This is a genomic window from Marinobacterium maritimum, from assembly GCF_039523155.1.
Lineage (GTDB): Bacteria > Pseudomonadota > Gammaproteobacteria > Pseudomonadales > Balneatricaceae > Marinobacterium > Marinobacterium maritimum.
On sequence record NZ_BAAAET010000002.1, the window covers coordinates 232,719 to 254,887 of the forward strand.

The 22,169-nt window shown below is 61.4% G+C and carries 19 protein-coding genes and 1 tRNA gene; 8 read left to right on the top strand and 12 right to left on the bottom strand.

From position 1 onward, the window contains the following. Positions 1-32 precede the first annotated feature (32 nt). Positions 33-3,656, top strand: a complete 3,624-nt coding sequence (gene putA / locus ABD013_RS07455; protein ID WP_343804465.1) for a bifunctional proline dehydrogenase/L-glutamate gamma-semialdehyde dehydrogenase PutA — start codon at positions 33-35, stop codon at positions 3,654-3,656. A 108-nt stretch (positions 3,657-3,764) separates the two neighbouring features. Next, positions 3,765-3,926: a hypothetical protein gene (locus ABD013_RS07460; RefSeq protein WP_343804467.1), complete on the top strand. Its 162-nt coding sequence runs from the start codon at positions 3,765-3,767 to the stop codon at positions 3,924-3,926. A gap of 398 nt (positions 3,927-4,324) precedes the next feature. Here ABD013_RS07460 and ABD013_RS07465 read toward each other — a convergent pair. The 4 genes from ABD013_RS07465 to ABD013_RS07480 all read right to left on the bottom strand — a co-directional run bounded on the left by ABD013_RS07465 (position 4,325) and on the right by ABD013_RS07480 (position 6,456). Further along, positions 4,325-4,401: transfer RNA gene (locus tag ABD013_RS07465), tRNA-Met, on the bottom strand. 53 nt (positions 4,402-4,454) lie between these two features. Then, entirely contained in the window at positions 4,455-4,826 is a 372-nt protein-coding gene (locus tag ABD013_RS07470) for a PilZ domain-containing protein (RefSeq protein ID WP_343804469.1), read from the bottom strand. Further along, positions 4,826-5,626, bottom strand: coding sequence for a flagellar motor protein MotB (locus ABD013_RS07475; protein ID WP_343804471.1), 801 nt, complete (start codon positions 5,624-5,626; stop codon positions 4,826-4,828). Before ABD013_RS07475 ends, ABD013_RS07470 begins: the two co-directional genes overlap by 1 nt. Further along, positions 5,623-6,456 carry a motility protein A gene (locus ABD013_RS07480; protein ID WP_343804473.1) on the bottom strand — a complete coding sequence of 278 codons (834 nt, stop codon included), beginning with the start codon at positions 6,454-6,456 and terminating at the stop codon, positions 5,623-5,625. Before ABD013_RS07480 ends, ABD013_RS07475 begins: the two co-directional genes overlap by 4 nt. A 4-nt stretch (positions 6,457-6,460) precedes the next feature. On the opposite strand from ABD013_RS07480, the gene ABD013_RS07485 reads away from it, so the two are divergent. Then, on the top strand, positions 6,461-7,396 hold the full coding sequence (locus ABD013_RS07485; RefSeq protein ID WP_343804475.1) for a DUF72 domain-containing protein: 936 nt from the start codon (positions 6,461-6,463) through the stop codon (positions 7,394-7,396). Between the two features lie 14 nt (positions 7,397-7,410). Here the strand turns inward: ABD013_RS07485 and apaG are convergent, their stop codons facing one another. The 5 genes from apaG to ABD013_RS07510 are packed head-to-tail and all read right to left on the bottom strand — an operon-like array spanning position 7,411 to position 13,908. After that, positions 7,411-7,797, bottom strand: a complete 387-nt coding sequence (apaG, locus tag ABD013_RS07490) for a Co2+/Mg2+ efflux protein ApaG (protein ID WP_343804477.1) — start codon at positions 7,795-7,797, stop codon at positions 7,411-7,413. Positions 7,798-7,821: 24 nt separating this feature from the next. Then, positions 7,822-8,649, bottom strand: coding sequence for a 16S rRNA (adenine(1518)-N(6)/adenine(1519)-N(6))-dimethyltransferase RsmA (rsmA, locus tag ABD013_RS07495; RefSeq protein ID WP_343804479.1), 828 nt, complete (start codon positions 8,647-8,649; stop codon positions 7,822-7,824). 4 nt (positions 8,650-8,653) lie between these two features. Then, entirely contained in the window at positions 8,654-9,646 is a 993-nt protein-coding gene (gene pdxA, locus ABD013_RS07500) for a 4-hydroxythreonine-4-phosphate dehydrogenase PdxA (RefSeq protein WP_343804480.1), read from the bottom strand. Position 9,647: 1 nt separating this feature from the next. Next, positions 9,648-10,937: a peptidylprolyl isomerase gene (locus tag ABD013_RS07505; protein WP_343804482.1), complete on the bottom strand. Its 1,290-nt coding sequence runs from the start codon at positions 10,935-10,937 to the stop codon at positions 9,648-9,650. Next, a complete protein-coding gene (locus tag ABD013_RS07510) occupies positions 10,924-13,908 on the bottom strand; it encodes an LPS-assembly protein LptD (RefSeq protein WP_343804484.1) in 2,985 nt (994 codons plus the stop codon). Before ABD013_RS07510 ends, ABD013_RS07505 begins: the two co-directional genes overlap by 14 nt. A 118-nt stretch (positions 13,909-14,026) precedes the next feature. Between ABD013_RS07510 and ABD013_RS07515 the strand changes: the two genes are divergently transcribed. The 3 genes from ABD013_RS07515 to djlA are packed head-to-tail and all read left to right on the top strand — an operon-like array spanning position 14,027 to position 16,575. Next, entirely contained in the window at positions 14,027-15,061 is a 1,035-nt protein-coding gene (locus ABD013_RS07515) for an aminoglycoside phosphotransferase family protein (RefSeq protein WP_343804486.1), read from the top strand. Beyond that, positions 15,061-15,747 (top strand): N-acetylmuramate alpha-1-phosphate uridylyltransferase MurU, encoded by a 687-nt coding sequence (gene murU, locus ABD013_RS07520; RefSeq protein WP_343804488.1) that lies wholly within the window; start codon positions 15,061-15,063, stop codon positions 15,745-15,747. The genes ABD013_RS07515 and murU overlap by 1 nt, the downstream gene beginning before the upstream one ends. 9 nt (positions 15,748-15,756) lie before the next feature. Beyond that, positions 15,757-16,575: a co-chaperone DjlA gene (gene djlA, locus ABD013_RS07525; RefSeq protein WP_343804490.1), complete on the top strand. Its 819-nt coding sequence runs from the start codon at positions 15,757-15,759 to the stop codon at positions 16,573-16,575. 1 nt (position 16,576) lies between these two features. On the opposite strand, the gene ABD013_RS07530 is transcribed toward djlA, so the two are convergent. Next, on the bottom strand, positions 16,577-17,605 hold the full coding sequence (locus ABD013_RS07530; protein ID WP_343804492.1) for a DUF3530 family protein: 1,029 nt from the start codon (positions 17,603-17,605) through the stop codon (positions 16,577-16,579). A 136-nt stretch (positions 17,606-17,741) separates the two neighbouring features. On the opposite strand from ABD013_RS07530, the gene rpe reads away from it, so the two are divergent. Then, entirely contained in the window at positions 17,742-18,416 is a 675-nt protein-coding gene (gene rpe / locus ABD013_RS07535) for a ribulose-phosphate 3-epimerase (RefSeq protein WP_343804494.1), read from the top strand. Then, positions 18,416-19,126 (top strand): phosphoglycolate phosphatase, encoded by a 711-nt coding sequence (locus ABD013_RS07540; protein ID WP_343804496.1) that lies wholly within the window; start codon positions 18,416-18,418, stop codon positions 19,124-19,126. The genes rpe and ABD013_RS07540 overlap by 1 nt, the downstream gene beginning before the upstream one ends. A 105-nt stretch (positions 19,127-19,231) precedes the next feature. On the opposite strand, the gene gatB is transcribed toward ABD013_RS07540, so the two are convergent. Further along, positions 19,232-20,686 (bottom strand): Asp-tRNA(Asn)/Glu-tRNA(Gln) amidotransferase subunit GatB, encoded by a 1,455-nt coding sequence (gene gatB / locus ABD013_RS07545; RefSeq protein ID WP_343804498.1) that lies wholly within the window; start codon positions 20,684-20,686, stop codon positions 19,232-19,234. 2 nt (positions 20,687-20,688) lie between these two features. After that, entirely contained in the window at positions 20,689-22,146 is a 1,458-nt protein-coding gene (gene gatA, locus ABD013_RS07550; RefSeq protein ID WP_343804500.1) for an Asp-tRNA(Asn)/Glu-tRNA(Gln) amidotransferase subunit GatA, read from the bottom strand. Positions 22,147-22,169: the final 23 nt, after the last annotated feature.

Genomic DNA, 22,169 nt, shown 5'->3' on the forward strand with positions numbered 1-22,169 from the left:
TGGCGAAAAAGTTTTAAGCACAGGAGATCGATATGGCCCAGCAACCCGCACACCTGACACTGAACACTTGCCGTGAGGCGGTGCGTGCTCACTATTTGGCTGATGAATTTACAGTGATCAATGAGTTGATTGCGGGTGCTGATTTGGCGCCATCGGTCCGTACCAAAATTTCCGAGCGGGCGGCCGAGCTGGTGCGCAATGTGCGCAGTAACTCCAAGCCGACCATGATGGAAAAGTTTCTGGCGCAGTACGGCCTGACCACCAAGGAAGGCGTTGCGCTGATGTGTCTGGCCGAAGCGCTGCTGCGTGTGCCGGACAACGTCACCATCCATGAGCTGATCGAAGACAAGATCGCCTCCGGCCAATGGTCCGAGCACCGCGGCAAGGCCAAGTCATCACTGATCAACACCACTACCTGGGGCCTGATGGTCGCCGGCAAGCTGATCAGCCCGTCCGACCAGAAGAGCCTGATGGAAACCCTGCGTGGCCTGGTCAAGCGTCTGGGCGATCCGATGGTGCGTACCGTTGCCCATCAGGCGATGAAGGAGATGGGCCGTCAGTTCGTCCTGGGCCGTACTATTCAGGAGGCGCTCAAGCGTGCTGGCAAGTACGAGTCCAAGGGCTACACCTATTCCTACGACATGCTGGGTGAAGCGGCTCGTACCGATGCCGATGCGCAGCGTTATCATCAGGACTACGCCCGTGCCATCAGCGAGCTGAAAGAGCATTGCGTGCACGCGGATATCCGTCAGAACCCCGGTATCTCGGTCAAGCTGTCGGCGCTGCACGCGCGTTACGAATTCGGTCAGCGCGAGCGCGTGATGGGCGAACTGGTGCCCCGCGCACTGGACCTGGCCAAGCAGGCCAAGGCCGCCAACATGGGCTTCAACATCGATGCGGAAGAGGCGGATCGTCTTGACCTGTCGCTGGACGTGATCGAAGCGGTACTGTCTGATCCTGAACTGGCCGGCTGGGACGGTTTCGGCATCGTGGTGCAGGCATTCGGCAAGCGTGCCTCTCAGGTGCTGGACTGGCTCTACGCGCTGGCAACCAAACTGGATCGCCGCATCATGGTGCGTCTGGTCAAGGGCGCCTACTGGGATGCCGAGATCAAGCGTGCCCAGGTGATGGGCCTGGATGATTTCCCGGTGTTCACTCGCAAGGCCTGCAGTGACGTGTCCTATATGGCCTGTGCGAAAAAGCTGCTGGCCATGACCGACCGTATCTACCCGCAGTTCGCCACCCATAATGCCCATTCCGTCTCCGCCATCAAGGAGTTGGCGCAGGGCCGCGACTGCTTCGAGTTTCAGCGTCTGCACGGCATGGGCGAGTCCCTGCATGAGGCGGTGATGAGCGAAGGCAACAGCCGCTGCCGTATCTACGCGCCGGTCGGAGCGCATCAGGACCTGCTGGCCTATCTGGTACGTCGTCTGCTGGAAAACGGCGCCAACAGCTCCTTCGTGAACCAGATCGTCGATACCCGCATCACACCGGAAGAGATCGCCCGTGACCCGATCAGCCTGGTGGAAGTACTGGGTAAAGAGGTCTCCAGCCAGGCGATTGTGCGTCCGGAGAACATCTTTGGTGCGAACCGCCTCAACTCCAAGGGCTGGGATATCACCGATCCGGTCAATGTCGAGTTCATGGAGCAGGCACGTGGTGCCTTCCGTAACCAGACCTGGACCGGTGGTCCGGTACTGGCCGCTGAAGTCGTGGGTGCGGACGTGCAGGAAGTGCGCAACCCGGCCGATCCGGATGACCTGGTCGGTCACCTGACTCAGGCGTCAGCCGAGGATATCGAAGCGGCGATTGCCGCGTCTCAGCAGGGCTTTGCGCTCTGGTCTGCGCTGTCCGTCGAGGAGCGTGCCGCACGCATCGCACGCGTAGGGGATCTCTTTGAGGAGCACACCCACGAACTGTTTGCGCTGGCCACCCGCGAAGCGGGCAAGACGCTGCTGGACGGTATTGCCGAGATTCGTGAAGCGGTGGACTTTGCCCGCTTCTATGCCAACGAAGGTATTCGTAACGCTGAAGCAGGCGAGGCCCGCGGCGTGATCTCCTGTATCTCGCCGTGGAACTTCCCGCTGGCGATTTTCACCGGTCAGGTACTGGCCGGTCTGGCCGCCGGTAACGCCGTACTGGCCAAGCCGGCCGGTCAGACCGCGCTGATCGCCACCCGTGCTGTCGAGCTGATGCATGAAGCGGGCATCCCGAAAGAGGCGATCCAGTTGCTGCCGGGCAGTGGTGCCACCGTGGGGACGGCGCTGACCTCCGATCCGCGTATCGCCGGCGTCTGCTTCACCGGCTCCACCGCGACCGCTCAGCGCATCAACCACGTAATGGCCGACACCATGGCGCCGGACGCGCCGCTGGTGGCCGAGACCGGTGGTCTGAACGCGATGATTGTCGACTCCACGGCGCTGCCGGAGCAGGTAGTCCGTGATGTACTGGCGTCTTCGTTCCAGAGTGCCGGTCAGCGTTGTTCCGCGCTGCGCATGCTCTATGTACAGAAGGATATTGCCGACCACCTGCTGGAGATGCTGTTCGGTGCCATGGATGAGCTGCGCGTGGGCAACCCCTGGCTGCTGTCCACCGATGTGGGCCCGGTGATCGATCAGGCGGCCAAGGCCGGTATCGAGGCGCATTGCGACAAGTTCGAGCAGATGGGGCGCGTGCTGAAAAAGCTGGGCGTACCGGCCAAGGGCCTGTTCGTCGCACCGACGGTGATCCGCCTGAACGGTATCGAAGAGCTGGAAGAGGAGATCTTCGGTCCGGTACTGCACGTGGCAACCTTCGAAGCCAGCGATCTCGACAAGGTGGTGGACGATATCAACGCCAAGGGCTTCGGCCTCACCTTCGGTCTGCACACCCGTGTAGACAGCCGTGTTGAGCGTATCGTCAAGCGGATCAAGGTGGGCAACACCTACGTCAACCGTAACCAGATCGGTGCCATCGTCGGCTCCCAGCCGTTTGGTGGCGAAGGTCTGTCCGGTACCGGTCCCAAGGCCGGTGGCCCGCACTACGTGCGTCGCTTCATGAAAGCGGATGCCGCTCAGGGTCAGGCCGATGACGCAGCTGCTGTCGTCGGTGCCGAGGCGCTGAAGGCTGCGATCCAGCAGCTGCAATCGGTGGAGACTCAGGCACCGCTGGCACGCCTGAGTGCCCTGCAGCCGTTCTTCGCGGATACGCCGGCACCGCTGGATATTGAGCCCGAGTTCATGCCGGGGCCGACCGGTGAGCTGAACCGTCTGTCCAACTGCCCGCGTGGGCTGGTGCTCTGCCTGGGGCCGGACAAGGCGTCCGCACTGGCACAGGCCAGGGTCGCTCTGTCACAGGGCAACAAGGTTGTCGTCGTGGCACCAGGCATCAAGGTGGACGTGGCGCGTGCGACCGAAGCCGGCCTGCCGGTTGTCGGTATTGATGGTCTGCTGGATGCAGCAGCACTGACGGACGTGGCTGGTTTTGAAGCGGTCGCCAGCGCAGCTTCTCAGGAGCTGCTGCGCCGCTACCGTCTGGCACTGGCGGCCCGTGATGGCGCGCTGCTGCCGCTGATCACCGAGTACACACTGCCGGAGCGTTTCGTGATCGAACGCCACCTGTGTGTGGACACCACGGCTGCAGGCGGCAACGCAAGCCTGATCGCGTCTTCCGAGTAATCAGCGCACCTGAGCCCATGCCCGTCTCATCGAGTTGAGACGGGCGGGCTCTACAAGGCGTTTTTTCATGACAACGGCTGATGATCAGCCGGAAAAGGGGCGACTCCCATGAAAAATGTACAAGTGATGCCGATTGGCCCGCTTTGGCAAGGGCACGCTCGGTACCCGCATGCAGGCAAAAAGGGCATGCCGGATGCGGCGCGCCACGAGGCCTGGCCAACCCTGAGTACAGATGAAGAGGATGAGGGGTTCATCCGCTCATCGAACTGATCAGGATATGGCGTCTTCGGTGAACCCGGGGCGGTTTGTAATGCAAAAAGCAGATAGGTAAGTGCCTGATCTGCTTTTTAATATCTGGTAACAAGGGCTTGGTTTGAGCCAACGACCTTCGCCCGGGGTTATGAAGAACTGAGCCCGACGAGCCTGCTCGCCTGTTTCTCGCTTTTCCGTATTCCCCGCTTTTCCAAATGAGACACAAACGAAAAAGCCGGCACCTTTCGGTTACCGGCTTTCTCTGAATTTGGTAGCGGGGGCTGGATTTGAACCAGCGGCCTTCGCCCGGGGTTATGAAGAGTTGAGCCCGACGAGCCCGCTCGTTCTTCCCGTTTTTCCATGTATTGCACAAACGAAAAAGCCGGCACCTTTCGGTTACCGGCTTTCTCTGAATTTGGTAGCGGGGGCTGGATTTGAACCAACGACCTTCGGGTTATGAGCCCGACGAGCTACCAGACTGCTCCACCCCGCATCAACTTGATGACGCGTATATTACGGTTCGAAGATTATAAGGTCAAGTCTTTATTACATTTTTTTATTCCGGTTGCGGATCTGTTCAGCCTGGTACCAGGTGATGAACTCCGACAGCAGGCGTTGGTCGCGTGGCAATAGGCCGGAAAAGTCGCCACACCAAAGGGTTCCGCTTTTGCGGATCAGCCTCAGGGTGCAGTCTACGCGGTGAATTTGCTTGCCGGTTCTGAATTTGAGTCGGGCCGGGTAGTACTGCAGGGTCAGCAGGGATTCGGTGGTGAAGGCGATGCCTGTTGCGGACAGGTTAGCAATGTTGACCGGCTCGCCATTGACCTGGGCCCGCAAGGGAGCATCAGTGTCAATCTGTAGGCGGTAGGCACGCCGTCCGCTGTCGGCGATATCCGGAATGTGGATCTTGGGTTTCATTATTCTAATGCCCGCTTTTCCAGCACAAATTCGATGCGGCGGTTGATGGCACGGTTCTCGGCCGATGTATTGGGTACCAGGGGCAGCGACGAGCCATAACCGGTTGCCGTCAGGCGCTTGGGATTGATCCCGGCATCTACCATATAGCGTAGCACCGTAGTTGCCCGAACGGCAGACAGCTCCCAGTTGGACGGGAACTGAGGGGTGCTGATCGGAATGTCGTCGGTGTGACCCTGAATCTCAAGCTTGTAATGAGGGTTCTGCGCCAGGGTTTCCAATAGGGCATCAAGCATCGGCAGCATGGCGTAGTTGAACGTGGATGAGCCGGACGTGAACAGCAAGCCACCTTTTACGCGCAGAGATAGCTTGCCGTCCTTGGGCGTGCCGATCTCAACGGCTTCCTGCATCTGCATCTGTTCGAAAGCATCGTCCAGGTCGCGATTCAGACGTTCCCAGTCCAGTTGCAGTGCCCGGGCACGGCGTTCATCTTCGGACTCCTCTTGCTTATCCTGGCTGCTCGATTGTTGGGACGATTGGATAATGGTGTCGTTGATATCGTCAGGCAGGCTGGCAGGGGCATTGTGTTCCAGCGGAACCAGATTGTTGGGGGCGCCGGATACCGCGCGCTGAAACGCAGTCTGGAACGAGCGGACCGCTTCGGCAAAACGCTCACGCTCAACGTTGGACATGGAAAACAGCAGCACGAAAAACACCAGCAGCAGCGTCATCAGGTCGGCATAGGTCATCAGCCAGCCGGGCGCGCCGGATTCCTCGGTCAGCTCACGTCGCCGGCTGCTCATGCACGTTCCTTGACGGGGTTGGCGGCGGCTTTAGCGGCGGGTTTGGCCGCAGGCGGCTGCTGTTGCTTGCGGCCGATCTTGATCGGCTTGCGTTGTGCTTCCGGCAGGTAGGACGCCAACTGTTCATACACGTGCATGTAGTGATCGTTGGTCAGGATGCTGATGCAGCCTTCGCGGATGATCTCGAGATTGGTTACTTCGGTCAGAGTACGGGCATGGAGCTTGCCGGCAATGGGCAGGAACATCATGGTGGCCAGCAACGAGCCGTAGAAGGTCGTCAGCAGTGCGACCGCCATGGCCGGGCCAATGGTTTCCGGATTGGATAGCTGGCTCAGCATCTGGATCAGTCCGATCAGGGTGCCCAGCATGCCAAAGGCCGGGGCATAGGCCGCCATCTTGCGGAACACGTCCTGTACCGAATGATGGCGGGCGATCAGAGAGTCGATCTCGTTCTGCAGGGTGTTGCGGATCACCTGCTCGGAGGCGGCTTCCGACAGCAGGTTGCAGGCACGTTTGAGAACATGGGAGTCACTCTCAACGTCGCCAAGCTTGAGCAGGCCGTGGCGGTGAGACACCCGGCTTAGTTCCAGCATGGTGTCGATCATTTCCTGGGGGTTAGTGTTGTCCCGGGTGAAGACGATCCAGGCGGCCTTGAAGGCGTTGAGCACATCCTTGAACTGTACGGTCAGCAGCGTTGCGGCGATGGTGCCACCGGCCACGATCATCAGGCCTGGCACGTTGAGAAAGACGTCGGCGTTGCCGCCCAGAAAAATAGCGCTGATGATCAGGGCCAGACCTGAGATAATGCCGAGAAGCGATGCGAAATCCATGTGCTTGAGTACCCTGTATCAGTCAAAAAACGGACTGCTGGAAACGAAAGCCGAGTATAACAACAGCAAGACGATGAAGTCAGACTACTTTATTGGCCTACCGCAATGGAAGCACCCGGAGTGGAACCGCAGCTTGCTGCAAGACCCTGATCAGGGGGACCTTGAACAGTATGCGGCCAGTTTCAACTCTGTGGAGGGGAATACGACCTTCTACGGCCTGCCGGGAGAGGCCAGCGTACGGCGCTGGATGGACGGGACGCCTGCCGGGTTCCGCTTCTGCTTCAAGTTTCCACAAAGTATCAGCCACCAGGGCGCGTTGCGTCATGTGGATGCAGAGCTGGGTGCTTTTCTTGATCGTCTGCAGCCGCTGGCGCCCAAGCTGGGGATGTTGTGCCTGCAGTTGCCCTCCCGCTTTGGCCCCGATCATCTGCCGGACCTGATTCGTTTCCTCGGCGAGTTGCCGGCGGGGTTGCGTTATGCCGTGGAAGTACGGCATCTGGCCTTCTTTCAGCGCGGGGACGCGGAAAAACGCTTCAATGACGCCCTGCAGGCGTTCGGGGTCAACCGGGTCAACTTCGATACCCGGGCGCTGTTTGCCAATCCCCAGTCAGATCCGATCACCCGTGAGGCTCTCGAGCAGAAGCCGCGACTGCCGTTGCGGGTTCTGGCCACCGGGGATGCACCGATGCTGAGGTTCATTTCGCCACTTGATCTGCAGCAGGGGCAACGCTGGTTGCAGCCCTGGATCAATCAGATGTTGCAGTGGATCGGGGAGGGCAAAACGCCCTTCATCTTCATGCATACGCCGAGCAATGGCGAAGCGCCGGAGTTGGCACGCTGGTTCGCTCAGCAACTGCAGCAGCGCCAGCCGAAGCTGGCGGCGGGGTTCCACGACTGGAACGCACGCAAATTGGTGCGTCGCCAGCCGGGCCTGTTCTGACTCGGTGTTCCGGCTCAGTGCAGCGCGTTGGGCTGCGCCAGAGTGAAAGCGGGGATCAGTGCGTTGAAGCTGATACCGTCTGCGGTTTCCATGCTGTAGTGGCCCTGCATGCTGCCGACCTCGGTGGCGAGCACTGTACCGCTGGTATACTCGTAGGTTTGTCCGGGCTCGATCACAGGCTTTTCGCCAACGACGCCTTCACCTTCCACTTCCTGTACGTGTTCATTGCCATCAGTAATGCGCCACTTGCGGCGCAGCAACTGCACGCTGTCAGTGTTGTGGTTGGTGATGCTGATCTGGTAGGAGAACACGAAGCGGTGTGCGTCCGGCTCGGATTGATCCGGCAGGTAGGTGGTGACAACGTTGATCTCGACATTACGGCTGTAATCGGTGGCATCCATCAGTTCGGAACTATCCTCTCGGTGTTATTCGCTTGAAGACGGCGCGTCGGCCGCATCGGTCAGAGCGTCGCTGATCGCCACAAATTCGGCCAGCGCCAGGCGTTCCGGGCGCAGGCCCGGATCGATCCCCAGGGCTTCCAGTTGCTCGGCGCTGATCAGCTGCTTGAGGTTATTGCGCAGTGTCTTGCGGCGCTGGCCAAAGGCAGTGCGCACTACGTTCTGCAACTGCTTGACGTCCCTGGCCGGGATCGGCGGCTCGGCGTAGGGCACCAGCCGTACGATGGCGGAGTCCACTTTCGGGGCCGGCGAGAAGGCGCCAGGCGGTACGATGAACAAGGGCTCCACGCGGCAGTAGTACTGCGCCATGATGCCCAGGCGACCGTAGTGATTGTCGCCAGGGCCGGCGGCCAGACGGTCGACCACTTCCTTCTGCAACATGAAGTGCATGTCTTCAATCAGGCCATTAAAGCTGAGCAGATGGAAGATCAGTGGTGTCGAAATATTGTAGGGCAGGTTGCCCACGATGCGCAGCGGACGTTCATCCTGCTTCAGGCCGGCGAAGTCGAACTTCAGCGCATCCGCTTCATGGATGGTGAAGGTGTCGGCATAGCGGAAGAACTGGGTGCGCAGCACCGGGATCAGGTCACGGTCCAGCTCGACCACATCCAGCTCGCCCTGGCAGGCATCGAGCAGTTCTTCGGTCAATGCGCCGAGACCCGGACCGATCTCGACCAAGTGCTGGCCATGTTGCGGGTTGATGGCGCGGATGATGCGACCGATCACGCCCTGGTCGTGCAGAAAGTTCTGGCCAAAACGCTTGCGCGCCTTGTGCCCTACGGGTTTTTTACTCATCGGGTCAGTTACCTGATTGGTGGCGCGCCATATCGAGCGCAAACTGTACAGCTGTCAGCAGGCTGCCCACGTCGGCCCGGCCGGTGCCGGCCAGATCCAGCGCGGTGCCGTGATCAACTGACGTGCGGATGATCGGCAGGCCCAGGGTGATATTGGCCGCGCGGCCAAAGCCCTTGTACTTCAGCACCGGCAATCCCTGGTCATGATACATCGCCAGCACCGCGTCGGCGTCTTTCAAATGGTGTTCGGTAAACAGGGTGTCGGCCGGCAGGGGGCCGATCAGGTTGGCACCACGTGCACGAAAGTCATCAAGCACCGGTGTGATGGTGTCGATCTCTTCCCGGCCCATGTGGCCGCCTTCACCGGCGTGAGGGTTGAGACCGGCGACCAGTACGCGCGGATTGCTGATGCCAAAGGATCGGGTCAAATCCTGCAGCAATACCTCGATCACTTCCTGCAGCAGCGGTCGGGTGATCGCGCCCGGGACCTCGGCCAGTGGCAGGTGGGTGGTCGCCAGGGCAACCTTGAGCCCTTCGGTGGCCAGCATCATCACCACCTTGCGGCTACCGGTCATCTCTTCGAGAAATTCGGTATGGCCGCTGAAAGGGATGCCGGCATCGTTGATCACACCCTTGTGTACGGGAGCCGTGACCAGTGCATCGAAGGTGCCGGACAGGCAGCCCAGCGTAGCCTCTTTCAGCGTGCTCAGCACATAGGCAGCGTTGGCCGGGTCAAGCTGTCCGACCTGGCTCGGTGCCGTCAGCGTGACCGGTTGGCAGTACAGGCTGCCGGGTGGTGCCGGCTGGGCCGGGTCCGCGGCATGAAAGGGCAGGATCTGCAGTGGCAGGCCGAGCAGCTCGGCGCGTGCCTGCAGCAGTTCCGCATCGGCCACGACGACCAGCTGGCAGGCGTGTGCCTGCTGGGCCAGCTGGACGCAGAGTTCAGGACCGATCCCGGCCGGTTCTCCCGGGGTGATGGCAATTCGAGGACAGCTCACGTTAGATCTTGCGCTCAACATAGGCCTGGGAACGGATCTCGCGCAGCCAGTTCAGCAACTCCTCGTTGAACTTGCGCTGGCGGATGCTGCTGCGAGCCTGGGATTCCAGCATCTCCTCACCCAGGTCCTGAGTGCGGTAGTCCTGTACCTGCAGGATGTGCCAGCCGAAGCGTGACTCGAACGGTTCGCTGATCTCGCCCTTGGCAGTGCTGTTCATCACCTGCTCGAACTCCGGCACCATCTGCCCGTTTTGGGTCCAGCCCAGATCGCCGCCCTGGGAGCCGCTGGCCGCGTCATCGCTGTAGCGGCGGGCCAGGTCGTCGAACGGCTGGCCTTCACGCAGGCGCTGGTAGAGGTCATTGATCAGGCGGCGGGTCTGCTCGGCACTGCGGATCTCGTTCGGGGTCAGCAGGATATGACGGACCTTGGTTTGTTCCACCAGCTGTACCTTGCCACCGCGCTTGTCCTCCACCAGCAGCAGGTGAAAGCCGCCGGGTGTTTTGACCGGCTGGCTGATATCACCCGGAGACAACCGGCGGATTGCATTGGCCAGGGCCTCCGGCAGTTCCGACTCGCGGCGCCAGCCCAGTTCGCCGCCCTGCAGGGCGTTGGGGGCGTTGGATACCGCAATCGCCAGTTCGGCAAAGGGGGTGCCTTCTGCCAGCTGGCGGCGCGCTTCCTGAGCTTTCTGCTCGGCCCGCTGGATCATCTCGGGCGTAGCATTTTCCGGCAGGGCAAAGAGGATGTTGCGCAGCTGGAACTCGGCCTGCACCTGTTGCTGGCCCAGTTCCGAATCAAGGAAGCTCTGAATTTCCTGTTCGGATACGTTGATGCGGCGGTTGACACTGCTTTGCTGTACCTGGGTCAGCAGGATCTCGCGGCGGATCTGTTCGCGGGCCAGCGCGTAGTCCTGGCCTTCGGCAACCAGAGCGTTACGGAACTGGGCGAGTGTCATGTTGTTCTGTGCGGCGATACGGTTCAAAGCCTCGTTCAGCTGCCGTTCTGACACACGGATGCCCTGGCGCTCGGCCATCTGCAGCTGAATATTTTCCAGGATCAGCCGATCCAGCACCTGCTGGCGCAGCACATCTTCCGGCGGCAGCCGGGTTTCCTCACGCGCTTTGATCTGCTGGCGCACCAGTGCCAGACGCTGGTCGAGCTCGCTTTCCAGCACGATATCCTCGTTGACGACCGCGGCGATGCGGTCCAGTACTTCGGCCTGCAGCGAGGCCAGGGGAGCTGTCAGCAGCGCCAGGGCCAGCAGGGGCTGTCTGAGTTTAGAAAGCACCATTGTTATCCTCGTCATATCCGGTGATCTCTTCCAGGAATTCGCGTCCCTGGCCTTGGCCGAAGGTGCCCAGGCCACGCAGCACGAACTGCAGGAAGATGCCTTTGTCAGTTTCAAATTCTTCCACGTTGCCGTCCGGGTCGATCACCCAGCTGCGTCCGGTCAGGCGCACCTTCCAGCAGCAACTGGCATATTCGACACCCAGCAGGGTTTCCAGGTTCTCGCTGTTGTCCAGGTCCTGCTGCCAGCGGCCGTAGCCGGTCCAGGCGTTGCTGAGCGGCCAGCGGAAAGCAATATCCAGCTGCTGGTGGGCAGCGCTGCTGGTGGGGTTGTCGCTGTATTTTTCCAGGTTGTCACGGTAGTTCAGGTAGAACAGCCGCTTGTCACCCGGCAGGTAGCTGAGCTTGTAGTTGTGCTCCAGCACCCCGTAGCCGTTGCGATCGATCTCGCCATTGTGGGTCAAGCGCAGGTTGCGGGTGAAGTTCCAGTTGGCCAGGGTGGCCAGGTTGGAGCTGCTGTCCGTGCCTCCGTTACGCGCATCGCCGGGCCGCCCGGCATATTCGCGGTCGGCAAAGTAGTGTGCCTGGGCGATACCGACACGCAGCTTCTCGATGCCCTGTTCCGAGTAGACGGCGCTGGACAGGCCCAAGGTGGCCTGCTGGGTGTCGGCGACACGGTCGTTGCCGCTCCAGCCGGTCTCGTGGAACAGGTTGTAGTATGTGAAGCCGAGTTGGGAGGTATCGAACAGCGGGATTTCGCTCTGCTCGTCGGCATTGACGTCCGCGTGCAGCAGGAACAGACGCGGCTCCAGCGTCTGGGTGTACTGGCCGTCGGCCAGTTCGAAGCTGCGCTCGAAGATCAGGCCGGAATCAAGGCTGACAATACCGGCACTGACCGAGTGTGAACCGTTGCGAGTGTTGTCCCGCTCGTTTTCAAGGTCGTATTCCGAATGCCAAAGGGTCGCGGACGGGCGCAGGTAGCCCCAGGGGCGCTCAAAGGTGGCGCTCAGCCGAGGGCGCAGGTGAACGCGGTCGCCAACGGTTGCCGCGGCCTTGCTGGCAGGGGCATAGGTGCTGTCCAGATCACGCTCGAAGCGGGTGTACTCCGCCGTATAGCCGAGGTGGAGCGGGCCGGCGAGGTTGTTCCGTTGGCCGGTCAGCAGCAGCTGGGGCACTTTTTCGTAGGGCGTGACGCCATCGATGGTCTGGTAGCTCTGCGTGTGCAAGGCCAGACTCCAGCTTGGCTGCAGGTAGCGCAGTTCGAAGCGCTGGTCGAGGTGGTCATCACGCTGCACCTCCAGGCTGGTACCCAGATCCTGGAAGTAATCATCATCGCTGACCCGGGTGTAGTCGACCAGGCTGTACAGGTTGTCCATCGGCGTGCCGGCATGTTTGACTCCGAACAGCCAGCGGTCGTCACCGTACTGGTCGTCACCGCCCAGCCAGGACGTGCTGAGCGTGTTATGAGACCAGCGGTTCATGTAGCGGAATTCGTTTTCCAGCAGCAGGCCGCGCTCGCCGATGTAACGCGGGGTCAGAGTATCGTCGAAGTTCTCCGCCAGATTGAAATAGTAGGGAATGGCGATGTCGAGACCGTCGCTTTTGGAGTAGCCAAAGCTCGGGTAGAGGAAACCGGACTGGCGGCGATCATCGATCGGGAACGACAGGTAGGGCGTGTACAGCACCGGTACGCCGGCGATATCCAGCGTGGCGTGGCGGGCTACGCCACGACCGGTCTCCGGGTTGAGCTCGATATTGTTAGCTGCGATCTGCCAGGCGTTGCTGCCGGGCTCGCAATAGGTGATCGCACCTTCGGACAGTTCAACACGGCGGTCGCCATAACGGGTGATCAGCTCCGCCTGGCCGCGCATGTGCTCCTGATGCATCACATACTGGGCATTGTAGAAACTGGTGTCGCCGCTGAGCATGTTGGCCTCGGCCTGCTCACTGGTCAGCAGGAAGCCTTTCTCGCGGTAGCGTACTTCGCCAAACAGGCGGGCGTTGCGAGCCTGCTGGTCGAACTCGCCGCGGGTACTGGTGATCAGGCGACCGCCGCGCTGCAACTGGATGCCGCCTTCGAGCTGGGTAATCCCCCCGATCTCGGTGGTCGAGTTCAGTGCGTTGACATAGATCGGCTGCTGGTCGAACGGGCGGTCGTCTTCGAGGAAGGCGAACTCAGGCTCCACGTAGCGACCTCGGCAGGCCCCCGTGGCTTCGCCTGGTGCATAGGGGTACCAGTCCAGTGCCGCTGCCGTGGCCGGAACCAGAGGCCCGGCAATTGAGCGGCGGGTGGCAACCGGTGCCGCGCCGGGGATTTCCTGGCAGTCCCAGTCTTCACCGCTGGCACTGCAGCTCCATTCCGGCTTGCCGACCGCGGTGACCTGCTGTTCACGCATGGCTTCGCGACTGCTGGCGACCTGGGTGCGTGCCGGTGCCGGCTGCTGGCTGCAGTCCCAGCTGTCGCCTTCGGCGACACAGCTCCAGGGCGAGTCTGACGGAGTGGCTGAAGTGGCGTCTGTTGTAGCAGTTCGAAGCGCCTGCTGCTGAGGGGTAGCCCGCTGCGGCTGAGCAGTCGCCGGCTGCGGCCAGTTGATCGGGGCCGGGGCGCCTGTTGTTGTAATGACGTCTGTTGTAATGACTTCCGTGGTCGCCGTTTCGACGGGCGGAGCGGCTGGCGCCGGTGTGACCGCGACGCGCTGGTCGGCTTCCTTCATCCGCTCGTCTTTGTCGGCGGTGATGGCTTCTTGCCGGGTCGGGCGCTGCCCGCTATCGGGTGCCTGGTCGACAGGGGCCCGGGACGGCTGCTCGGCCTGCTGTACCAAGCTTTCATTGACTTCGCAGTCCCATTCGCCGCTGGGCGTCAGGTTGCAGCTCCACAGGCGTTCGGGGTTTTCCTGGGCATGCAGTGTCTGGGCACTGATTGCAGCAGCTACCGCCAGTGTCAGTTTGAATGCAGCACGGGTGTCAAAGGGCATCAGATCGCTATCCAGTTGCGGTCGAAGGCTGGTTTCACGCCAGCTCTTAAGTCGAGTACCATATCGAACCATGCATGATAAAGCATTCACAACTTCAAGTGCTAGAGGACAGGAGCGAATGGGGCAGAGGCTGAAGCAGCTTTCACAGTGGGTACAGCAGCAGGCGAAAGACCAGGAAATGCAGGTCGCCGCCGAGCTGGAGCCGGTTTCCGGCGATGCCAGTTTTCGCCGCTATTTCCGTGCCCGGGGTGACGCCGGCAGCTGGATCGCGGTCGATGCACCGCCGGAACATGAAGACTGCGAACCGTTCATCGCCATTGCCCAGGGCTGGCTGGCTCAAGGGGTGCCGGTGCCGCGGGTGATCGCCAGTGATCTGGAGCAGGGCTTTATGCTGCTGGACGACTTCGGTGATCAGCTGCTGTTGCCGGCGCTGGACGCAGGCAATGTTGAGGCTCACTATACACAGGCGCTGGAAGTGCTGCGCCAGATCCAGCGTACCAGTAACCCCCAGTTGCCACCCTATGACCGCGTAATGCTGGCGCGGGAGATGGCACTGTTTCCGGAGTGGTTCCTGACCCGCCTGCTGGGTCTGGAGTTGTCCGAAGAGGAGTACACCCTGATCGGCCTGGTGGCCAAGCTGCTGATCGAGTCGGCGCTGGCTCAGCCGCAGGTCAGTGTCCATCGCGATTACCACTCGCGCAATCTGATGCTGCGCGACGATCAGGGGCTGGGCGTGATCGATTTCCAGGATGCGGTGAAGGGGCCTGTGACCTACGACTTGGTGTCATTGCTGCGTGACTGCTATATCGACTGGCCGGATGAGCAGGTGCGTTTCTGGGTCGAGGCCTTCCGTCAGCGCCTGCTCAAGGATGGCGTCGAAGTGGCCGAGTCCGGCCTGTTCCAGCAGCAGTTCGACCTGATGGGGATGCAGCGCCATCTGAAGGTGCTGGGTATCTTCAGCCGACTCTGGCTGCGCGATGGCAAGGAAGGCTATCTGGATGATCTGCCGCGCACCCTGGCGTATCTGTACCGTGCCTCGGCACGCTACGAGGAGCTGGATACCTTTACCCGTTGGCTGGAGAAGCGGGTAATTCCGGCATTCGAAGCCCATCCGCGTTTCCGTGACCAGTCGCTTGAACACTGGTGGCGCTGATGAAAGCGATGATCCTGGCGGCCGGCCTGGGTACCCGGATGCGGCCGCTGACGCTGACGACACCCAAGCCGCTGCTGCAGGTCGGTGGCAAGTGCCTGATCGAATACCATATCGAGCGCCTGGTAATGGCAGGTGTGACGGATATTGTCATCAACCACGCCTGGCTAGGTGAGCAGATCGAAGCGTATCTGGGTGATGGTGACCGCTATGGAGCCCGTATCCGCTATTCAGCAGAAACCGAGCCGCTGGAGACTGGGGGCGGTATCCGCAAGGCGCTGCCGCTGCTCTGTGATCAGGGCGAATCGGCCTTTCTGGTGCTGAACGGTGATCTGTTCAGCACCCAGCCGCTGGTGCCGCTGCTTGAAGTCCGCCCCGAGCCCGGTGGCGCTCACCTGGTGCTGACGGATAATCCGCAATGGCATCCACAGGGTGATTTTGTACTGGCATCAGATGGCAAGGTGTCCTCGGATGGTGAGATGAAACTGACCTTCAGTGGCATCAGTGTACTGACGCCCGAGCTGTTTGATGGTATCGACGACCAGGCGTTCGCGCTGGCGCCGTTGCTGCGCCGGGCGATGGCGGCCGGGCGTGTGACGGGCAGTCGCCTGCAGGGCTACTGGGAAGATGTAGGCACGCCGGACCGGCTGCAGGCACTGGATCAGCGCCTGCGAGCTGGCAAGCTCTGAGGAGACACTATGCAGGACCTGATCACGCAGTTGAAGCAATACCGCACCGGCCTGGTCATCGGTGCTCTGATCGGTCTGCTGAGCGGCGGCCCTGTTGGTCTGCTGCTCGGTGGTGCCGTGGGTTTCCTGCTGCAGCGTTCATTGAGCCGCAAGCTGCAGGCCTACAATCCGCAGCAACTGTTTTTCCGTGCCACCTTTACGGTCATGGGCAAGCTGGCCAAGGCAGATGGTCGGGTAAGCGAGTCCGAGATCGCCTTTGCCCGTGAAGTGATGACCCGCATGGGGCTCAGTGAAGAGCGCCGGCGCGAGGCGATCGACTGCTTTACCGAAGGCAAGGATGAAACCTTCGATATCGCTGAGGTGCTGCGACCGTTGGCGATCCTGTTGCGCCACCGGGCGGCGGTAAAGCTGATGTTTGTCGAGATTCAGCTGCAGGCCGCCATGGCCGATGGCGAGATCAGTGCGGCGGAGCAGGCGGTACTGCAGCAGGTGTTTGCCCAGCTGCAGTTCACGCCTCAGGAAGTGGAGTTGCTGATGTCGCGGATGCGGGCGGAAGACGCCTTCCGGCGCCATTCCTGGGAGTCTCACCAGCAGGCAGGGGGCAACGAAGCGGGTCTGCTGGCCGATGCCTACGGCGTTATCGGCGTGTCGCCTGAAGCCAGCGATGCCGAGGTGAAGAAGGCCTGGCGTAAGTTGATGAGTCAGCACCACCCCGACAAGCTGATCGCCAAGGGGGTGCCGGAAGATATGGTGCAGCTGGCCAAGGAGAAAACCCAGGAAATTCAGGCGGCCTACGATCGTATCAAGGCGGCCCGGGGCATGCGCTGAGTCAGCCGCGCCCCGCTGTGCCGTTTTGCGGCAGCGCCGGCAGGCCGGGGGGCGCCTGCATCAAGGGTGCGGGTGTTGCGTCGCTCTCTTCTTCCGGTTGCGCGTCAAGCAGGATGCGCTCCAGTAATCCGCGGGTATGCCGTACCAGCCAGGGCATGTCGCTGCGCCAGCCCCGGAACACCCCGGGCAGGCGACTCTGGTGGTAGCGGGTCAGCCCCAGCCGGGCGGCCTGCAGGCGTCGCTGACGCGCATCTGGCTCGGCATCGGGGTAGCCCGGCAGCGGTGAGTGGTAGAGATCGATCACGCTGTGCGCCTCAAGTGCTTTCAACAGGTCGTTCAGCGAGTCCTCTGCTTCGACGTCGGGGCGCGGATCGACCAGTACCAGACTGGTTTCCTCTCCACTGGCGATCGCCAGAGCCGTACTCCAGACGGCGCCCTGGCCGATGCCGACCACCACTTTTTGCTTACCTTCATTACGCTGTTCCAGTTCCTGCCAGGCCAGCTTCAGGCGCTGTTGCAGCTGTTCCCTGTAAGCCGGTGTTTCGGCAGCGGAGGTTGCCGTGTCTGTAGTCTCAGCGGGGGCGGTCGCGCTAACGGGCAAAGCGGCGGGAACCTCGGCTTCCGTTTCGGCTGCCGGCGTTGCTGGGCGAGGCTTGATACCGGTCATCACCGGCAGGGTTCGCTTGGGCAGTTTGGCCGTCGGAACGGCCGGCGGCTCCAGCGCAAGGACCGCCCAGCCGTGTTCCGGCAGGTAGTTTGCCAGGGCATGTACTTGCTCCAGCCAGCCCTCGGCAACGCCGGGGTCAGGGACAATCAGCAGGGCGCCGTGGGGTGTGGGCGTCATGGCTGGTCGGTAGAGAAGGCTGAACCGGTCGGCATCGGCCTGGATGTCGAGCAGTTCATGGCTGTGATCGATCTGCTGCAGTATCTGCTGCTCGACACTGTCGACGCCCGCGCTGTGGCGTGCAGGTTCGGCCGCCAGACTGTGGCTGCTCAGGATGCAGAGAAGGAGCGGGGCAAATTTCAACATGCAGCGATTATCGAGTCTTCGTTCCTGGCTCGCAAGCCCGTCGTTGAGGCAGATGCCGGCGGTTGTTTGTCGAGGCTGAATCCCCGGCCCGCCTTGGGGTACAATGGCGCGATTATTAACCAGTCGATGAGTTCCCATGGCCGATTTCAAGATTGCTCCTTCCATCCTGTCCGCCGACTTCGCCCGCCTGGGTGAGGAAGTCGAAAACGTGCTGGCCGCCGGTGCCGACATTGTCCACTTCGACGTGATGGACAATCACTACGTGCCTAACCTGACCATCGGCCCGATGGTGTGCAAGGCGCTGCGTGATTACGGCATTGAAGCACCGATCGACGTCCACCTGATGGTTAAGCCGGTGGATCACATGATTGGCGAATTCATCAAGGCCGGTGCCAGCTTTATCACTTTCCATCCGGAAGCATCCGAGCACATCGATCGCTCCCTGCAGATGATCCGTGATGGCGGCTGCAAGTCCGGCCTGGTATTCAACCCGGCAACCCCGTTGCACTATCTGGATCATGTCCTGGATAAGGTCGACATGATTCTGCTGATGTCGGTGAACCCGGGCTTCGGCGGTCAGAAATTCATCCCGTCCACGTTGACCAAACTGCGCGAAGTGCGTCAGCGCATTGACGCCAGTGGCTTCGATATCCGCCTGGAAGTGGATGGTGGTGTCGGCATCGGTAATATCGCCGAGATCGCTGCTGCCGGCGCCGATACCTTCGTGGCTGGTTCTGCGATTTTCAATACCGACGACTACGCTGCCACGATCGCCCAGATGCGCACCGAGCTGGCCAAGGTTGCTGGCTGATGCGCACTCTGTTCAACGGTGAACTGCCCCGACGGGTGATGTTCGACCTGGATGGTACGCTGGTGGACAGCGCTCTGGATCTGACCGCGGCTGTGGATAACATGCTGCAGGCGCTGGGGCGTGAGCCGGCGGGCGAGTCCAGGGTGCGCCAGTGGGTCGGCAACGGCGCACAGGTGCTGGTCAAGCGGGCGCTCAGTGGCGAGATGCATCCGACCGAGGATGCAGTGGAGCCGGAGCTGTTCGAGGTGGCATTCGACGTTTTTCTGGCCGCCTATACTCAAAGCAACGGTCGTTACAGCAAGCTTTACCCAGGTGTGGACGAGTTGCTGGCCCATTTGCAGCAGGTTGGCGTGCCTATGGCCGTCGTGACCAACAAGCCGATGGCGTTTACCACGCCGCTGTTGCAGGCGCTGAAGATCGATCATTACTTCGACCAGGTGCTGGGCGGCGACAGCCTGCCGGTGAAGAAGCCTGACCCACTGCCTTTGCTGAGCGTATTGGAAGCGTCTGGCTGTGCGCCTGAACAGGCGCTGATGCTGGGTGACTCGCGCAATGATGTCGATGCCGCCCGAGCCGCCGGTTGTCCGGTGGTTTGTGTCAGCTACGGCTATAACCATGGCGAACCGGTGGCAAGCTGCTCGCCGGATCGGGTTGTGGATAGTTTTGCCGAGTTGATTGAACGTTCTGGCAGCCAGGCAGGCGGATCGTAAAGCACAGTGCGACCCTCTGCTCTCCCTTATTCAGGACGGGACAGTCAAACCAAAAAAGCCGGCTCCATACGGAGACCGGCTTTTTGACGTTCAGGCCTGACTGGCTCAGTCGCAGAGTGCGTCCAGCTTCTGCTTCAGGATGCCGGTAACGGCGCCCGGGTTGGCCTTGCCGCCGGTGGCCTTCATCACCTGGCCCATGAAGAAGCCGAGCATCTTACCGCGTTTCTCCGGTTCGGCCGCCTTGTACTGCTCGACCTGCTTGTCGGCATTGGCGATCACTTCGTCGACGATCTTCTCGATGGCGCCGGTGTCGGTGACCTGTTTCAGGCCTTCGGCTTCGATGATTTCGTCAGCGCTGCCGCCCTTGTTCCACATCAGCTCGAACACTTTCTTGGCGATGTTGCCGGAGATGGTGTTGTCCTTGATGCGTACCAGCAAGCCGCCGAGCTGCTCGGCGGAAACCGGGCTGTCCTTGATGTCGGTGTCGTTCTGGTTGAGGAACTTGGCCAGTTCCCCCATGACCCAGTTGGCCGCCAGCTTGGCGTCACCGGACTGCTTGGCTACCAGCTCGTAGTAGTCGGCTTGCGGGCGGTAGGCGGACAGGACGCCGGCATCGTATTCGGACAGGCTGTACTCGCTGATGAAGCGCTCGCGACGGGCATCCGGCAGTTCCGGCAGAGTTTCGCGGATTGCTTCAATGTAGCTGTCGTCGATGATCACCGGCAGCAGGTCCGGGCAGGGGAAGTAACGGTAGTCGTTGGCTTCTTCCTTGGAGCGCATGCTGCGGGTTTCGTTTTTGTCCGGATCGTACAGGCGCGTTTCCTGCACCACCTTGCCGCCATCTTCGATCAGGTCGATCTGACGCGCCACTTCAGTGTCGATGGCACGTTCGATGAAGCGGAAGGAGTTGATGTTCTTCAGCTCGGTGCGGGTGCCCAGCTCTTCCTGGCCCTTCGGGCGCACGGAGACGTTGCAGTCACAGCGCATGGAGCCTTCGGCCATGTTGCCGTCGCAGATGCCCAGCGTAGTGACGATGGCGTGGATCTTGCGCGCGTAGGCGGCGGCTTCCTTGGAGGAGCGCATATCCGGCTCGGATACGATTTCCACCAGCGGGGTGCCGGCACGGTTCAGGTCGATGCCGGACATGCCGTGGAAGTCTTCGTGCAGGGACTTGCCCGCATCCTCTTCCAGGTGCGCGTGGTGCAGGCGCACGCGGCGCTGTACGCCGTCATCGGTCTCGATGTCGACGAAGCCCGGGCCAACGATGGGCTCAGCCAGCTGAGTGGTCTGGTAGCCTTTGGGCAGGTCCGGGTAGAAGTAATTCTTACGCTCAAACACGGAGCGCTTGCCGATCTCGGCATTCACCGCCAGGCCGAACATTACCGCCATGCGCAGGGCGTTCTCGTTGAACACCGGCAGAGTACCCGGCAGCGCCAGGTCAACGGCGCAGGCCTGGGTGTTGGGCTCGGCACCGAAAGCGGTGCTGGCGCCGGAGAAGATCTTGGTCTTGGTTGACAGCTGGACGTGGATCTCCAGGCCGATAACAACTTCCCATTCCATGATTACACCTCCACTCCGGCCGGGATCTGTTTATGCCAGTCAGTTGCCTGCTGGAACTGGTGCGCGATGTTGAGCAGCTTGGACTCGGCGAAATAGCTGCCGATGATCTGCAGGCCGACCGGCAGGCCGTTGGTCTGGCCGCAGGGCACTGAGATGCCCGGCAGGCCGGCCAGGTTCAGCGACAGGGTAAAGATATCTTCCATGTACATGGAGACAGGGTCGCTGCTCTTTTCGCCCAGCTTGAATGCCGGGTGTGGCGTGGTCGGACCCATGATGACGTCGACATCGTTCAGCACAGCGACGAAATCCTGCTGGATCATGCGACGGATCTGCTGTGCCTTGTTGTAGTAGGCGTCGTAGTAACCGGCGGACAGGGCATAGGCGCCGACCATGATGCGGCGCTTGACCTCGGTGCCGAAGCCTTCGCCACGGCTGCGCTTGTACAGGTCTTCCAGATCCACCGGGTTGTCGCAGCGGTAGCCGTAGCGCACGCCGTCGAAACGGGACAGGTTGGAGGAGGCTTCTGCCGGTGCGATGATGTAGTAGGCCGGGATGGACAGCTCGGTGTTGGGCAGGCTGACCTCTTTCACGGTTGCGCCCAGTTTCTCGAACTCTGCCACGGCGTTACGCACCTGCTCGGCGACGCCTGCATCCAGCGCGGCGGAGAAGTACTCCTTGGGCAGGCCGATTTTCAGGCCGGCCAGCGGCTTGTTCAGCTCGGCGGTGTAGTCTTCCATGTCGCGTTCGGCGCTGGTGGAATCCATCGGGTCGAAACCGGCCATGGCGTTCAGGATCATGCCGCAGTCTTCAGCGGTCTGGGCCATGGGGCCGGCCTGATCCAGTGAGGAGGCGAAGGCGATCATGCCGTAACGGGACACGCGGCCGTAGGTCGGCTTGAGACCGGTGATGCCGCACAAGGCTGCCGGCTGGCGGATGGAGCCGCCGGTGTCGGAGCCAGTCGCGGCCGGGGTCAGGCGTGCTGCAACCGCAGCAGCAGAACCGCCGGAAGAACCACCCGGTACGCAGTCGGTGTTCCAGGGGTTGCGGGCAGGGCCGTAGAAGCTGCTCTCGTTGGAGGAGCCCATGGCGAATTCGTCCATGTTCAGCTTGCCCAGTGTCACGGTGCCGGCGTTCTTCAAACGGCTGACGATGGTGGCGTCGTACGGAGAAATGAAGTTGTCCAGCATCTTCGAGGCGCTGGAGGTGCGCACGCCCTGAGTACAGAACAGATCCTTGTGTGCGATCGGCAGGCCACAGAGCGCGCCGCTGTTACCGGCTGCACGGGCTTCATCCGCCGCCTTGGCCTGGGCGAGTGCCTGTTCTTCGGTAACAGTGATGAAGCTGTTGTACTGGCTGTCCAGCATGTTGATGCGCTGCAGGTAGGCCTGGGTCAGCTCGGTACTGCTGTAATCGCCGCGTTCCAGCCCTTGGGCCAGCTCGGCAAGTGTCTTGTCAAACATGTCGATGTCCTTGAACCTGAAGG